Source organism: Mesorhizobium sp. M4B.F.Ca.ET.089.01.1.1 (assembly GCF_004022605.1).
Lineage (GTDB): Bacteria > Pseudomonadota > Alphaproteobacteria > Rhizobiales > Rhizobiaceae > Mesorhizobium > Mesorhizobium abyssinicae.
The window spans coordinates 1-483 of the sequence record NZ_RZOS01001359.1 but is presented as its reverse complement, the minus strand read 5'-3'; the positions used below and the strand labels follow the sequence as shown (position 1 = coordinate 483).

Annotated in this window: 1 protein-coding gene; it reads left to right on the top strand. The window is 52.2% G+C overall.

Translation table 11 applies throughout. From position 1 onward, the window contains the following. Positions 1-483, top strand: a 483-nt coding sequence (locus EN780_RS39505; RefSeq protein WP_189557170.1) for a hypothetical protein, incomplete at both ends; no start/stop codon positions are given.

Sequence of the window (483 nt, the reverse complement as noted above, 5' to 3'; positions counted from 1 at the left end):
GGCTTCAACAAGGCACTAGTCGCCGCGGCATTATCTGCCGTCCTGCTGTCCTTGCTTAGTTCACAAGCTCAAGAACCTGTTCCCGAAATAAGGATCTCAGAGTCGACTGGTCTACCGATAGTCTATCCGTACCACGGCATGCTCTTGAACCACGATCTTACCGTCATACAACCCACGGCTGAAAACATTGCGGCCGTGCTCACTGCGTTCAATACGTCGCTTGAGGAAACTCTGACGGATACCAGCAAAACGCGATTCTCTCCCATCAAAGCTGACGCTCGCCAAGCCTTTGCGGGTAATCCAGAAGGCCAGCTTCTAGCAGAAGCCAGCCTTACCTATTGGCTGATAGACAATGGATCATCTCAGCAGCAGCGATCCTATTATTCCGTTTTCAAGGCCGTCGAGGCCTGGGCAGGTTTGGCGCCGATATCAAGTAGCAGAATTAGGTTCAGCAAGTTACCTGCCGTCACGACGGAACTCCAA